General features: G+C 69.1%; 12 protein-coding genes. 8 read left to right on the top strand and 4 right to left on the bottom strand.

Features of this window, described 5'->3' with window-relative positions:
* The first annotated feature begins 13 nt into the window (after window positions 1-13).
* Both C7H84_RS08030 and C7H84_RS08025 read left to right on the top strand, forming a co-directional pair.
* Window positions 14-679 carry a hypothetical protein gene (locus C7H84_RS08030; RefSeq protein WP_121858321.1) on the top strand — a complete coding sequence of 222 codons (666 nt, stop codon included), beginning with the start codon at window positions 14-16 and terminating at the stop codon, window positions 677-679.
* A gap of 51 nt (window positions 680-730) precedes the next feature.
* Window positions 731-1,288 (top strand): RES family NAD+ phosphorylase, encoded by a 558-nt coding sequence (locus C7H84_RS08025; protein ID WP_240462002.1) that lies wholly within the window; start codon window positions 731-733, stop codon window positions 1,286-1,288.
* Between the two features lie 21 nt (window positions 1,289-1,309).
* Here C7H84_RS08025 and C7H84_RS08020 read toward each other — a convergent pair whose 3' ends face one another.
* Complete coding sequence (locus C7H84_RS08020; RefSeq protein WP_121858320.1) at window positions 1,310-2,524, bottom strand: MFS transporter; 1,215 nt, start codon at window positions 2,522-2,524, stop codon at window positions 1,310-1,312.
* A 349-nt stretch (window positions 2,525-2,873) separates the two neighbouring features.
* On the opposite strand from C7H84_RS08020, the gene xdhA reads away from it, so the two are divergent.
* The 4 genes from xdhA (at window position 2,874) to C7H84_RS08000 (ending at window position 8,124) form a co-directional block, all read left to right on the top strand.
* Entirely contained in the window at window positions 2,874-4,490 is a 1,617-nt protein-coding gene (gene xdhA / locus C7H84_RS08015) for a xanthine dehydrogenase small subunit (protein WP_121858319.1), read from the top strand.
* A gap of 18 nt (window positions 4,491-4,508) precedes the next feature.
* Window positions 4,509-6,872: a xanthine dehydrogenase molybdopterin binding subunit gene (gene xdhB / locus C7H84_RS08010; RefSeq protein ID WP_121858318.1), complete on the top strand. Its 2,364-nt coding sequence runs from the start codon at window positions 4,509-4,511 to the stop codon at window positions 6,870-6,872.
* Between the two features lie 84 nt (window positions 6,873-6,956).
* Window positions 6,957-7,625, top strand: coding sequence for a xanthine dehydrogenase accessory protein XdhC (xdhC, locus tag C7H84_RS08005; RefSeq protein ID WP_121858317.1), 669 nt, complete (start codon window positions 6,957-6,959; stop codon window positions 7,623-7,625).
* A gap of 97 nt (window positions 7,626-7,722) precedes the next feature.
* Complete coding sequence (locus tag C7H84_RS08000; RefSeq protein WP_121858316.1) at window positions 7,723-8,124, top strand: polyketide cyclase; 402 nt, start codon at window positions 7,723-7,725, stop codon at window positions 8,122-8,124.
* Window positions 8,125-8,213: 89 nt separating this feature from the next.
* Here C7H84_RS08000 and C7H84_RS07995 read toward each other — a convergent pair whose 3' ends face one another.
* From C7H84_RS07995 to C7H84_RS07985, 3 genes are all read right to left on the bottom strand, one after another.
* Entirely contained in the window at window positions 8,214-9,161 is a 948-nt protein-coding gene (locus tag C7H84_RS07995; protein ID WP_121858315.1) for a LysR family transcriptional regulator, read from the bottom strand.
* A 69-nt stretch (window positions 9,162-9,230) separates the two neighbouring features.
* A complete protein-coding gene (locus C7H84_RS07990; RefSeq protein WP_121858314.1) occupies window positions 9,231-9,869 on the bottom strand; it encodes a DsbA family protein in 639 nt (212 codons plus the stop codon).
* A gap of 93 nt (window positions 9,870-9,962) precedes the next feature.
* Window positions 9,963-11,411, bottom strand: coding sequence for a TAXI family TRAP transporter solute-binding subunit (locus tag C7H84_RS07985; protein ID WP_121858313.1), 1,449 nt, complete (start codon window positions 11,409-11,411; stop codon window positions 9,963-9,965).
* A gap of 465 nt (window positions 11,412-11,876) precedes the next feature.
* On the opposite strand from C7H84_RS07985, the gene C7H84_RS07980 reads away from it, so the two are divergent.
* On the top strand, window positions 11,877-12,242 hold the full coding sequence (locus C7H84_RS07980; RefSeq protein WP_121858312.1) for a BON domain-containing protein: 366 nt from the start codon (window positions 11,877-11,879) through the stop codon (window positions 12,240-12,242).
* Window positions 12,243-12,477: 235 nt separating this feature from the next.
* A complete protein-coding gene (locus C7H84_RS07975) occupies window positions 12,478-14,568 on the top strand; it encodes a D-(-)-3-hydroxybutyrate oligomer hydrolase (RefSeq protein ID WP_121858311.1) in 2,091 nt (696 codons plus the stop codon).
* Window positions 14,569-14,776 lie beyond the last annotated feature (208 nt).

The following is a 14,776-nucleotide window of genomic DNA, read 5'->3' as shown; positions in this document are numbered from 1 at the left end:
TCAGGAGGGCAGGATGGTCACGCACGCTCATGCGCTTGAAGGCGCGGATGCAATTCTCGATGTCGAGACCGAGGAGGCGCTGCGCAGTGCCGTCGGCGCCGCAACCATGCTCGGCCCCGATCGCGCCCGTGCGCTGCTGAGGCTGTCGGACGAGCAACTGGGCCACCTGTTCAAGGTCGGCATCGCGCAGGTCATCGATCTGGCCGGCACGATCACGTTCGGCATTGCGGCTGCCGCGACGCGCGACAGGAAGCCGTCCAGCGGGAAGAAGCGCGGGGCGGCCGCGCCGGCAGACGTCGCCATCGCTGATCTGGAGCGCCACGCGCAGACGGAGCGGCGCGTGCTGGTCGCGCAGGGCAAGCTGCTGCCCGCGGCACAGATCTGGGCCGGCCTCGGCATGACGCGACAGGCACTCAGCAAGGCGGTGGCGTCCGGCCGGATCTTCGCGGTCGATGTCGGCACCGCACAGTACTATCCGGCCTTCTATCTGGCGGGAGACATCGATCGCAAGACGTTGGGCAGGGTGACGCAATGTCTCGGCAGTTTGCCGGGATGGAGCAAATGGCAGTTCTTCACGACGCGGAAGGCATCGCTGGGCAACGTTACGCCGCTCGTCGCGCTGTCACGCGGAAAGCTCGATGAAGTCGAGCGCGCCGCCATGGCGTTCGCCGAACGCTAGGGGGCGCATTTGCTTGCAGCGCCAGGGGAACATTTCGCGAGCGCGACGCTGGTGACTCGCGAAGTTGCGCCGGCCGCGCTCGTGCGCATCTCGCGATTCGCGACAGGCGAGCCGTATTTCGGCAAGTCGGGCGGCAATCGCTTCGACGATTCGCGCAAGCGGCGACGGTACGGCACCAGCTATTTCGGTTTCGATCTGCATTGCGCGTTCGCCGAAACCGTGCTGCATGATGAAGTCGCCGATCTCGCGCTGGGCGGCTTTCCGCTCGTGACGACCGAACTCGATCGCTATGTCCTGTCGTTTGATGGCGCGCCGCTGAACGTGGCCGTCCTGCATGGGTTGCCGTTAAAAAACCTGGGCGGCGACGGCGCGTTGTCGACCACCGTGCCGTACGACGTTCCGCAGCAGTGGTCGCTTGCCATCCACCGGCATCATCGCCGGGTCGACGGCTTTCTATACATGTCCCGGCATCTCAACACGTCGGAGGCACTCGTGCTCTTCGATCGTGCCGCACCCAAACTCTCAAGGATGCCGTTCCGTTTCGGCGTCATCCGCACGCGGTTCACGTATTGCGGGACTTCAACGTGTTGCTGCGCTGAGCCGCGTTGAACCGCATCCCGCACGACACGCTCACGCCGCCGCGCCGCTCCCCGCGACCCGCGCCTGCCGCTGGTACAGCAGCATCGACAGCGCGACGCCGCCAGCCGCGGCCACCGCCGCGAACAGGAACACCTGCGGATAGCCGAACGCACCGGCCACATAGCCGGCGAGCGGGCCGGTGATGCCGAGCGACAGGTCGAGAAACACCGAATACGCGGACAGCGCCGCGCCGCGGCTGGCCGGCGGCACCAGCGCGACGGCCTCGACGCCGAGCGCCGGGAAGATCAGCGCGAAGCCGAAGCCGGTCAGCGCGGCGCCGACGAGCGCGACGTGCGGCACGGGCGCGAGCCACAGCAGCACGAGGCCCGAGCACTCGAACGCGAACGACACGATCGCGACGCGGAAGCCGCCGTAGGTCTTGATCGTGTTCGCGAACAGCAGGCGCGCGCCGATGAACAGCGTGCCGAACACGGTCAGCGACAGCGCGGCGTTCGGCCAGTGGCGCGCCGCGTAGTACAGCGTGACGAAGGTCGCGATCGAGCCGAAGCCGGCCGAGCCGAGCGCGAGGCCGAGGCCGTGCGGCAGCACGCGCGTGAACACGCTCGCATACGACATCCGCTCGCCGTGCACGAGCGGCACCGGATCGATCAGGCGGGCGAGGTAGAAGCCGAGCGCGGCGAGCGCGATCACGATCACGCCGATCAGCGCCGGATTCAGCGTATGCGCGATCGCAACGCCGACCGGCGCGCCGAGCGCGAGCGCGCCGTAGGTCGCGATGCCGTTCCACGAGATCACCTTCGCGTTGTGCGCGACGCCGACCCGGCCGATGCCCCAGAGGATCGCGCCGGTGCCGCACAGGCTTTCGCCGACGCCGAGCACGAGCCGGCTCGCGACCAGCAGCACGAGGCTCGCGACCGGCCAATGAGCAAGCAGCAGCGCGACGAGCAGCAGCACCCCCGACACGCCGCAGCCGATCAGCCCGCGCAGCACCGTCTGCTTCGGCCCGAGCGTATCGGCGAGGCGCCCGGCGAGCGGGCGCGACGCGAGCGTCGCGAAATACTGGACGCTGATCGCACCACCCGCGACGATCGCCGAAAAGCCGAGTTCGTCGTGAACGAAGCCTGGCAGCACCGCGAGCGGCAGGCCGATGGTCAGGTAGCAGATGAACGTGAAGCAGACGACGGACACGATTTGCAGCGTGACGGCAACGCCGCTGCGCGGCGGTGTGGCGGAATCGGTTGACATGGGGTCGGAACGAATGAGCGAAACGGAACGGAAATTGGCGGAAAACGGAATCGGGATTTTCCCATGGAACCGGTTTTCCCGCAGGGACCGTTTAGTTAATCGCGCCCCGTTTTATCCGTGACGGCGCGCGGACGGATCGGCTCGCGCACGCGCCGAACCCAAGCCAGCCAACGCTTCGGAAGACTGCCGCACGACCCTGACGCGCATATCGCGGCAGTTATATGGGCCCCATGCGTGATGAACTATGGGTTGGGGAATTTGATGGTGATAGCGTGCAAACTGTCAGAGAAACGACGGTCGAGCGCCCCGGGCGCAGGCCGCCTTGCCCCCCTTGAAGAATGATAGAGACATGAGTGAGCCGATCCGCTTCTACCATCGTCACGCGGTCCGCGAAGTCAGCGGCGCGGACGTCACCCGCACCGTGCTGCAGTATCTGCGCGAGGATGCGCACTGCACCGGCACCAAGGAAGGCTGCGCGGAAGGCGACTGCGGCGCGTGCACGGTCGTCGTCGGCGAGCTGACCGACACGGGCGCGGTCGAGTTCAAGGCCGTCAATGCGTGCATCCAGTTCCTGCCGACGCTCGACGGCAAGGCGCTGCTGACGGTCGAAGACCTGCGCCAGCCGGACGGTTCGCTGCACCCGGTGCAGCAGGCGATGGTCGATTGCCACGGCTCGCAATGCGGGTTCTGCACGCCCGGCTTCGTGATGTCGATGTGGGCGCTGTACGAGAAGCACGGTCACGAAGGCTGCGGCAGCGCGTGCGCGAAGGCGAAGCACGTGCCGACGCGCACCGAGATCGCCGATGCGCTGACCGGCAACCTGTGCCGCTGCACCGGTTACCGGCCGATCGTCGACGCGGCGGTACGGATGTTCGATGCGGCCGGCGAAGGCGCGGCCGGCCAAGGTGCGGCCGGCCAAGGTGCGACCGGCGAAGGCGCACCGCAGCCCGTGGCGCCGGTCGACACGGCGGCACTCGCCCGCACGCTCGCATCGCTCAAGCGTGACGACACGTTCGCGTACACGACCCCCGGCGGCGCGCAGTTCGCGGCGCCGCGCACGCTGGACGCGCTGGCCGCACTGAAGGCGCAGCGCCCGGACGCGCGAATCCTCGCCGGCAGCACCGACATCGGCCTGTGGGTCACCAAGCAGATGCGCCGCCTCGACGACCTGATCTACGTCGGCCAGATCGCCGAACTGCAGCAGGTCGTGCACGGCGACGACTGGATCGAGATCGGCGCGGGCGTGACGGTCGAAAAGGGCTATGCGGCACTGGCCGGCACGTATCCGGAACTCACCGAAATGTGGAAGCGCTTCGCGTCGGTGCCGATCCGCAACGCGGGGACGATCGGCGGCAACGTCGCGAACGGCTCGCCGATCGGCGACTCGATGCCGGGCCTGATCGCGCTCGGCGCACGCGTCGTGCTGCGCGGCGGCGACACGGTGCGCGAGCTGCCGCTCGAGGCGCTCTACACCGGCTATCAGCAAAAGGACATGGCGCCGCATGAATTCGTCGTCGGCGTGAAGGTGCCGAACCGCACCGGCGCGCGCGCGAAGCTGCAATTCCGCACGTACAAGCTGTCGAAGCGGTTCGACTCCGACATCTCGGCGGTGTGCGCGGCCTTCGCGTTCATCGCGGACGGCGAGCTGATCCGCGAGCCGCGCATCGCGTTCGGCGGGATGGCCGCGACGCCGAAGCGCGCGACCCAGACGGAAGCCGTGCTCGATGGCGCGCAGTGGCACGAAGCCACCGCGCAGGCCGCGATGCAGGCGCTCGAGCGCGACTACCAGCCGCTGTCCGACATGCGTGCGACGAGCGCGTATCGCCTCGATACCGCGAAGAACCTGATGTATCGCTTCTGGCTGGAGACGCGCCCGCACGACCCGCTGCCGCCGCAAGCGCTGAACGTGCGCGAAGTGGCCGCCGAAGCAGGCGCCGAAGTTGCCAACGACGCGGCGCGCGTCTGACGACGGAGAACACCGAACATGAACCAGCAAGCAGAACCGTTCCTGAGCACCCTCGACGCGCAGGCCGACGCCGCGCAGGTGCACGTGTCGCGCGCGCACGAATCCGCCCATCTGCACGTGAGCGGCCGCGCGACCTACACCGACGACATCCCGCTCGTCGCCGGCACGCTGCACGCGGCGCTCGGGTTGTCGGCGAAGCCGCACGCGAAGATCGTGTCGATGAACTTCGACGCGGTGCGTGCGACGCCTGGCGTCGTCGCCGTGTTCACGGCCGACGATATTCCCGGCGTCAACGATTGCGGCCCGATCATCCACGATGATCCGGTCCTGGCCAAAGGCATCGTGCAGTTCGTCGGCCAGCCGATGTTCATCGTCGTCGCGACGTCGCACGACATCGCGCGGCTCGCCGCGCGTCGCGCGCAGGTCGAGTATGAAGAGCTGCCCGCCATCCTCACCGCACAGGAAGCACGCAAGGCCGAAACCTACGTGATCCCGCCGCTGAAGCTCGCACGTGGCGATGCGGCCGCGCGGCTGGCCGCCGCGCCGCACCGCGAGTCGGGCGAGATGCTGCTCGGCGGCCAGGAGCAGTTCTACCTGGAAGGACAGATCGCGTACGCGGTGCCGAAGGACGACGACGGGATGCACGTGTACTGCTCGACGCAGCACCCGAGCGAGATGCAGCACCTCGTCGCGCACGTGCTCGGCGTGGCGTCGCACAACGTACTGGTCGAATGCCGCCGGATGGGTGGCGGGTTCGGCGGCAAGGAATCGCAGTCGGGCCTGTTCGCGTGCTGCGCGGCGCTCGCCGCGTGGAAGCTGCTGTGCCCGGTGAAGCTGCGTCCGGACCGCGACGACGACATGATGATCACCGGCAAGCGGCACGACTTCCATTACCGCTTCGACGTCGGCTACGACGACGACGGCCGCATCGACGGCGTCGCGCTCGACATGACGTCGCGCTGCGGCTTCTCGGCCGACCTGTCGGGCCCGGTGATGACGCGCGCGGTGTGCCACTTCGACAACGCGTACTGGCTCGGCGACGTCGACATCGCCGGCTACTGCGGCAAGACCAACACGCAGTCGAACACCGCGTTCCGCGGCTTCGGCGGCCCGCAGGGCGCGTTCGCGATCGAGTACATCCTCGACGACATCGCGCGTTCGCTCGGCCGCGATCCGCTCGACGTGCGCTACGCGAACCTGTACGGCAAGACCGAACGCAACGTGACGCCTTACGGGCAGACCGTCGAGGACAACGTGCTGCAGGAGTTGCTCGGCGAACTCGAGACGACCAGCGACTACCGCGCACGGCGTGCGGGCGTGCGCGAATTCAACGCGCGCAACACGGTGCTGAAGAAGGGCATTGCGCTCACGCCGGTGAAGTTCGGCATCGCGTTCAACGTCACGCACTTCAACCAGGCCGGCGCGCTGGTGCACATCTATACCGACGGCTCGGTGCTCGTGAACCACGGCGGCACGGAGATGGGGCAGGGGCTCAACACGAAGGTCGCGCAGGTCGTCGCGCACGAGCTCGGCATCCGTTTCGGCCGGATCCGCGTGACGGCGACCGATACCAGCAAGGTCGCGAACACGTCCGCGACCGCTGCGTCGACCGGCTCCGACCTGAACGGCAAGGCCGCGCAGGATGCGGCGCGGCAGCTGCGCGAGCGGCTCGCGGCGTTCGCGGCGAAGCAGTTCGGCGACGGCAAGGTCGATGCGGCCGACGTGAAGTTCGGCAACGACTTCGTGTGGGTCGGCGGCGCGAGCGTGCCGTTCGGCGAAGTGATCGCGAAGGCGTATCTCGCGCGCGTGCAGTTGTGGTCCGACGGTTTCTATGCGACGCCGAAGCTGCATTGGGACCAGTCGAAGCTGCAAGGCCGGCCGTTCTACTACTACTCGTACGGCGCGGCCGTGTCGGAAGTCGTGATCGATACGCTGACGGGCGAGATGCGCACGCTGCGCGTCGATGCGCTGCACGACGTCGGCGCGTCGCTGAACCCGGCGATCGACATCGGCCAGGTCGAAGGCGCGTTCATCCAGGGGATGGGCTGGCTCACGACCGAGGAGCTGTGGTGGAACGCGGGCGGCAAGCTGATGACGCACGCGCCGTCCACGTACAAGATCCCGACCGTCAACGACACGCCGCCCGAGTTCAACGTGCGGCTGTTCCAGAACCGCAACGTCGAGGACAGCATCCATCGCTCGAAGGCCGTCGGCGAGCCGCCGCTGCTGCTGCCGTTCTCGGTGTTCTTCGCGGTGCGCGATGCGGTGGCCGCGGTCGGCGACTACCAGGTGAATCCGCCGCTCGACGGGCCGGCTACCGGCGAGTCGATCCTGCGCGCGGTGAATGCGGTACGTGCGGCGCGCACCGCGCGGGCAGGCTGAGATGAACGGCCACTCTACGCTCGCTTGGTGCGCGGACCCCGACGGGGCGGTCAGCCTCGTCGGGACGGCGCGGCGGAGGCCGGCATGAACGGCCCCGCTCGTTCGCCGCGCGCCGCGTCGCAGGCGCGCGCCGCCGGATGCAACGGCGCGTGCGGCAGCGCGCCGTCGCAGCTTCAGCCGTTCGCGCCGGGCACCGGCCAGCGCAACCGCGCGAGCGCCACGCCGCCGCCGATGCACATCGTGCTGTTCGGCGCGGGGCACGTCGGCCACGCGCTCGTCACGCTGCTCGGCGCATTGCCGTGCGTCGTGCAGTGGGTCGACACACGCGACGAGCTGTTCCCGGACGAATGTCCGCCGAACGTGCAGCCGGAGCCGACCGACATACCGGAAGCGATTGTCGATGCGGCGCCGCCCGGCGCGTACTTCCTCGTGATGACGCACAACCATGCGCTCGACTTCTCGCTCGCCGCGCAGATCATGCGGCGGCGCGACTTCGCGTACTTCGGGATGATCGGTTCGCGCACGAAGCGCGTGAAGTTCGAGCGCCGGCTCGCCGCGCGCGGCGTCGATCCGGCGCGGCTCGTGGAGATGGTGTGTCCGATCGGCGTCGCCGGCATCGTCGACAAGGTGCCCGGCGCGATCGCGGTGGCCGTCTGCGCGGAATTGCTGCAGGCGCGCTCGGGGATGCCGGTTGCCGATGCGAAGGCCGCGGCGGCCGGGCGCGTGCGCGACGACGTGAGCTGCGCGCGCTAGCAACCCGCAACCGTTGCGCGCGACGCGCGCCGGTGCGTTTTTGCCTACACTGCACGGAGCGCGCGGCATCGGGCCGCGCGTATTTCATGCACGCGCCATGTCCGATCATGAGGTCTATCTCGACGCGCTCGATGCGAGCGTCGTCGCCATCGAACGCTGGCTCGCCGGCGCCGATACCGCACCCGCGGCGCTCGCTGCGCTGCTCGCGCCTTTTTCCGCCGAATTCACGATGATCATGACCGACGGTCGCGTGCTCGACCGCGACGGCACGCACGCGCTGTTCGCGACGCTCTGCGGTGCGAAGCCGGGGCTGCGCATCGCGCTGTCGGATATCCGCGTGCTCGCGGCCGGCGCGTCGCATGCGGTGCTCACCTATCTCGAAGCGCAGCACGCGGCGTCGGGCGAATTGCCCGCGCGTCGCGCGACGGCCGTGTTCGCGCGCGACGCGGCAGGCGTCGTGCGCTGGACCCATCTTCAGGAAACGTTCTGCACAGCCTGAGCGGCGGGACGACGTGAACGCGCGCGGGCCGTCGTGCGAAGGGTCGGCGCGGCGTCAGTGCCGCTTCAGTGTCGCCTCTCAGTGCCGCTTTACCGCCTGCGCCCGCGTGCGGCCGTCAGCTCGTCGGACACGTTCTGCATCAGCGCGCACAGCCACGCGATGTCGGTCGGGCGATCGGGCTGCGGGTGCGTGAGCAGGTAGCTCTTGATGCGCGGAAACGGCACCGGCGGCGTGACGACGACGAGCGGCAGCAGCTGCGCATAGTGCGTCGCGAAGCGGCGCGTCGTCGTGAAGATCAGGTCCGACTGCAGCAGCACCTGCGGCACGATGCCGAAGTACGGCAGCGTCGTCACGATCCGTCGCGTGAGGCGCGCGCGGGCGAGGCCGATCTCGATCGCGTTGCGCTTGTCGCCGGTGTACGGCGTCGGCGCGACATGCGCGGCCGCTGCGTACGCTTCGCGCGTCAGCGGTTCGCGTGCGAGCGGATGCGCGTCGCGCATCAGGCAGACGATCGTGTCGGAGAACAGGTCCTGGCGCGCGAACCGCGGGTCGGGCTTCGGCCAGTTGCCGATCACGAGGTCGAGCGCGCCCGATTCGAGCGCTTCCGCATGATCGAGCGCGGGATTCAGCGAATCGATTTCCAGATGCGCATGCGGCGCCGCGTCGCGAAAGCGCTCGATCAGCGTCGGCATGAAGAAATCGTTCAGGTAGTCGGGCGCGGCGACGCGGAACGTGCGTCGCGCGGACGACGGATCGAAGTCGCCGTGCGGCGTCGCGATGAAGTCGACCTCGCGCAGCGCGCGCGACGCGGCGCCGAGCAGCGATGTGCCGTATTCGGTCGGCACCATCCCGGATTTGCCGCGCACGAGTATCGGGTCGTTCAGCGTCTCGCGCAGCTTGCGCAGCGCGGTGCTGATCGCGGGCTGGGTCTGGTTCAGCCGCAGCGCGGTTTGCGTGACGCTGCGCTCGAGCAGCAGCGTGCGCAACACGCGCACGAGCCAGATGTCGAGCGAGGCGGTACGGTCGTCGTCTTCCATCGGAAATGGGTGATTCGGGGGACGCGTAACCTTACCGCAGCCGCGCGTTCGCGTGCGTGATACCGGCCATCACGCGCGCCCTTTGGCGAGCGCGCTGATCCGCTTGACCTCGCGCGACTCGAGCCAGTTCGGCGTGCGCGCACAGTACAGCACCATCGGCAGCGCGTCCTCGCCCCAGAACAGTTGCTGGTTCATCCAGAAGGTCGGCACGCCGAACACGCCGAGCGCGATCGCATCGTCGGTGTTGCGGCGCAACTGCGCGCTCGTTTCCTCGAATTCGATCAGCTCGTTGCCGTGGTTCACGCCCACGCGTTTGCACAGGGCGGCGAAGCCGTCGGGCGTCGATGGATCGTTGCCGTCGTGCCAGATGAAGCGGAACATTTCCAACACCGTCGCGATGTCGGCGCGCAGCGCGATCGCGAGGCGCAGCACCTTGTCGGAGTCGAACGGATGCGCGGGTGGCATCTTGAAGCGGATGCCGAGCTGTTCGGCGCGAAACAGCGCGTGGCGGTACGTGAACACGCGCTTGGCCGGCACGTCGGCGCTCGAACGTTGCCCCCAGTGGCGCTGCAGGTCGGGCAGCGATACCGCGACGGGTTCGAACGGCATGTCCGGCCACTTGTCGTGCTGCTCCAGCAGCAGGTAGGAGAACGGCGACACGAAGTCGTAGAACCAGGCGGGTTGGGCGGTGTCGAGGCCGGTTGTCATGGCGATCTCCAGAGGGTGGGGCGTGCGCGCCTGGCGGCGGCCTTCATGTTACGCGGTGGCGCGCGGATGCAGCAATGATCGCGGATTGGCCGCTCACGCGGAACCGGGAGTCGCCCGAGGGGGCTCGCCGTTTGGTTGCGGTGCAACGTCGGTGTGCGCCGCGGCGCCGGCGCCCGGCGTGACCGCCGTTGCCGCGGCGACGTCGTGGTCGTGCGCGGTCAGCCGCTCGCGCACGAAGCCGATGTGCTCGCGCAGCACGTAGAACTGCCCGGCGTACGCGAGCGGCATCTTCATCCGGTTCACGGCTTCCTCGATGTCGTCGAGCTCGTTGAGCAGCTGGATGCGTTCGTCGGCCGTGTGCTCGCCGAGCGCACGGCGCTCGAGGGCGATCAGCGCGCCGTACCAGCGATAGATGCGCGAGCGCACGCGCCAGCCGTACAGCGACGGCACGAGGCGCAGCCCGGGGATCAGCACGACGATCAGCGGCACCACCACGACGAGCAGCCGGTCGACGAGGCTCGCGACCCAGAACGGCAGCCGCCGGTACAGGAAGGTCTTGCCGGACTTGTAATAGCGCGCCGCGTCGTCCGACAGCGGGAAGCCGCGCGTGACGGGCGACGGGAATTCGCCCGCGTGCTGCAGGATCGTCGCGTGGCCGTGCACTTCGCGCGCGGCTTCGATCAGCAGGTCGGACAGCGCGGGGTGCAGCGAGTCGCGGGCGACCAGCTCGATGGTCGGCGCGACCGTATGGATGTCGGCGGGCGGCAGGTTGCGGCCGAGATCGTAGACGCCCATCGGCAGCGTGATCGCGGTCAGGTACGGAAAGCGCCGCGCGTACGCGTCGGCCTGCGTGAACGAGTACACGTGCACGCCGGGCGCGCGGAACAGCTTCGCCATCACCGGAATCTGGGTCGAGTCGCCGGACAGGAACGCGGCATCGATCTTGCCGTCGAGCAGTGCGGTCGCGGCGTCCTCGCCGGCGGTCGGCAGCAGTTCCGTCGAGCCGCCCGGCAGGATGCCGTTCATCTTCAGCAGCGCGAGGCTCAACTCGCGGGCGCCGCTGCCTTCCGCGCCGAGCGCGAGGCGCTTGCCCTTGAAGTCGGACAGGCGCGCGACGACGGGGCCGCGGTACATGATCGCGAGCGGCACGTAGCCGATGCTGCCGAGCGACATCAGGTGTTCGTCGCGCTCCTTCGGGCCGATGCCGCTCTGCACGAAGCCGACGTCCACCGGCGCCTTCGGATTCGACAGCCGCGCGAGGTTCTGCGCGGACCCTTCGGACGACTCGACGTCGAGCGTGACGCCGTTCTTCGCGAGGATCGTCTTGTATTTCTGCGCGGCGTTCCAGTACGTGCTGCCGGGCGGGCCGGCCGAAATCGCAAGGGTGGACGGCGGCGCCGGCTGGATCAGCTTGACCGCGAGCCAGACCGCGCCGGCCGCGAGCAGCACGGTCGGGCCGATCGACAGCGCGAGGTCGCGCCACGACACCGCGACGAAGCGGGCGAGGATGCGGCGCGGCGGGCGGGGGCTGGCTGGCTTCATGAAGTCGGCGGATGACACGGGCGTGACGCATCGATGACGGCGCGCTAGGACGCTGCACGCGATGCATGTTCTGGCGGCGATGGTACCCGGTTTCCCGCGGCGTGCGCGAGTCGGCGGCCGGCTCGCGCGGGGTTGCCCGGGTGGCCGCGACGGCCGGCGGCGGGGGAGGGGCGAGGGCCCGCGCGTCAAAAGCTTTGCGCTTCGGCGGGCGCTGGATTACATTGTGCGACGCAGCCGCGCCCGATTCGCGCGCGACCCGGCACGCAATGAGACCGGGCGCGTCCGGCCGGCGGCTGTCCGGCCCGGCCGGCCCGCATTCGCGCGCGCCGGCCGCCGGCCCGTGTCGCCTCTCTCGCATCGCCGTGGAAATCATCGGCCGTCCCGCCCGTTCGCGCGCGGGCCGGCTGCCTTTGGGGGTGTCCGGCCGTACTGTGCACGGCCGTTCCGAAGTTACAAGGAGATAGCATGAAGTCGATCGTGTTGAGAGCGTTGGGTGTTGCGGCCGTGGCGGCCTGTCTGACGGGCAGCGTGTACGCGCAGTCCAGCGATGCGGCGGCCACCGAAGCGCCGGCCGCGGCAGCGAGCTCGCCGAAGGCGGCGGCCAAGACCGCGAAGAAGGCGAACCGCCAGCTCGGCTACGCGGTGCGCAAGGCAATCACGAAGGCAGGCGGCATCGACGTGTCGAGCCTCGTCGTGCGCTCGAAGGGCGGCGCGATCACGCTGGAGGGCACGGTGCCCGACCAGGCTCAGATCGACAAGGCGGAAGAGGCGGCGAAGGGCGTGAAGGGCGTGACGTCGGTCTCGAACAAGCTGACGGTTCAGCAGCAATAACGCCGGGCGAGCGGCGCACCAGCGTCGCCCGCGCCCGCTTTCAGGCGGGCCTCGGCATGCCGGGGCCCGTTTGCACCACAGCGTGCCCGCGGGGCAGGTTGACCGACAGGGCATGCCTCGAACGGCACTTCCTTCGGAAGGAATACGCGGGGCGACCCGGCGTTTTCCCGATGGCCGCGAGCCGCGCCCGACGCGGCGGCGGACCGATCACGATATCGATATCGAGAGGTCGGCTATGACGACGCACGGGTGGGGCAGTCGGATTCTGGTCGGCGCGGCACTGGCCGCCGTCACGTTGCTCGGCGCCTGCAACGGCGACGAATCGAGCGAGCGCAACCGGCTACCCGGTTTCGTGTCCGGCAGCGTGCGCACGACCGCCTATGACGGCACGAGCGACGACCTGCTGACGGCCGGCCTCGGCAAGACCGGCCTGGCCACCGCGACCGCACCCGCGTTCGCGAATCCATCCCGGCCGACCAGCGCCGAATTGCGCCGCGTCGCCATCTGGTCGAACTACCGCGCGCTCGTCGACATGAGCGCGAACGGCGGCTACGGCCGTTTCTGGGGGCCGAACGTCGATCTCGACGGCAACGACACGCTCGGCGAAGGCAAGATCCCCGGCACCGAATATCTCGCGTATTCCGACGACGGCAGCGGCCGCAAGAACGTGACGCTGCTCGTGCAGGTGCCCGCGAGCTTCGATCCCGCGCAGCCGTGCATCGTCACCGCGACGTCGTCGGGCTCGCGCGGCGTGTACGGCGCGATCTCGGCGGCCGGCGAATGGGGCCTGAAGCGCGGTTGCGCGGTCGCGTACAACGACAAGGGCGGCGGCAACGGCGCGCACGAGCTCGGCTCCGACACGATCACGCTGATCGACGGCACGCTCGCCGACGCGGTGCTGGCCGGCAGTGCCAGCCTCTTCACCGCCAACGTGACGAGCGGCGACCTGGCCGCGTTCAACAGCCGCTTCCCGAACCGCTACGCGTTCAAGCACGCGCATTCGCAGCAGAATCCCGAGCAGGACTGGGGTCACGCGACGCTGCAGGCGGTCGAATTCGCGTACTGGGCGCTCAACGAACAGTTCGGCCCGCTGCTCGACGGCTCGCAGCACGGCGTGCGCTACCGCGCGGGCGACATCACGACGATCGCGGCATCCGTCAGCAACGGCGGCGGCGCCGCGCTCGCGGCGGCCGAGCAGGACACGCGCCGCTGGATCACCGCGGTCGTGGTCGGCGAGCCGCAGGTGAACGTGCGGCTCGCGGCGAACGCGGTCGTGCGCGAGGGCGGTCAGCCGGTGCCGTCGTTCGGCCGGCCGCTGGCCGACTACGCGACGCTCGCGAACCTGCTGCAGCCGTGCGCGGCCGCGGCCGCGTCGCTCGCCGGCGAGCCGTACCTGAGCGGGCTGCCGCTCGCCACCACGCAGTCGATCCGCACGCAGCGCTGCGCGACGCTCGCCGCGGCGGGCCTCGTGTCGGGCGCCGACACGCAAAGCCAGGCCGCCGACGCGCTCGCGCAGCTGCATGCAGCCGGCTATCTCGCCGATTCCGACCTGCTGCAGGCGTCGATGTGGGATTCGCAGGCGATTCCGGCGATCGCCGTGACCTACGCGAATGCGTACACGCGCTCGCGCGTGACCGACAACCTGTGCAATTTCAGCTTCGCGACCACCGCCGCGGGGACGGGCGCGGTCGCGGCGCCTGCCACGTCGCCGATGCCGGCCGTGTTCGGGCTTGGCAACGGCGTGCCGCCGACGGCCGGCATCAACCTCGTGTTCAACACCGGCGCGGGCGTCGATCACCGGCTCGCGACGCCCGACGCGAGCTTCGCCGGCGCGCTGTGCCTGCGCCAGCTGTGGACCAACGGGATGCTCGACATGCCGGCGAACGTCGACGCCGTGCGCGTGAACGCTAACCTGCAGGGCAAGCCCGCGATCATCGTGCAGGGCCGCAGCGATGCGCTCGTGCCGGTGAACCACGCGTCGCGCGCGTACATGGCGCAGAACAGCATCAGCGAAGGCGGCCGCAGCCAGCTCGTGTTCTACGAGGTGACGAACGGCCAGCACTTCGACGCGTTCCTGCCCGTGGCGGGCTTCGACACGCGCTTCGTGCCGGTCCACTACTACAACGTGCAGGCGCTGAACCTGATGTGGCGGCACCTGAAGAACGGCGCCGCGTTGCCGCCGTCGCAAGTGATCCGCACGGTGCCGCGCGGCGGTACGCCGGGCGCCGCACCGGCACTGACGAGCGCGAACCTGCCGCCGATCGCGACGGCGCCCGGTGCCAATGCGATCACGGCCAGCGCCGGCGCGATCGACGTGCCGCTTTGACGACCTCCGCCGCGCCGCGTTTCCGAAGCCGGACTTGTCGTCCGGCTTTTTATTTGTGCGTCTGGAATCGGTCCCGCACTGGCGTTTCTCGGAATGGCGAGTGCCGTAACAAATTATTACTTTGCGGCAGAAAACCCGGAACCTATTATGCGCCGGTATTTTCACTTAATTTAATAAATTCCCATCAAGACGATATTCCTTTCCATAT

Origin of the sequence: Burkholderia sp. Nafp2/4-1b, assembly GCF_003635165.1 — a bacterium.
Classification (GTDB): Bacteria; Pseudomonadota; Gammaproteobacteria; order Burkholderiales; family Burkholderiaceae; genus Burkholderia.
Note: the sequence above shows the minus strand (reverse complement) of the source record. Positions and strands in the feature narration are given on the sequence as shown.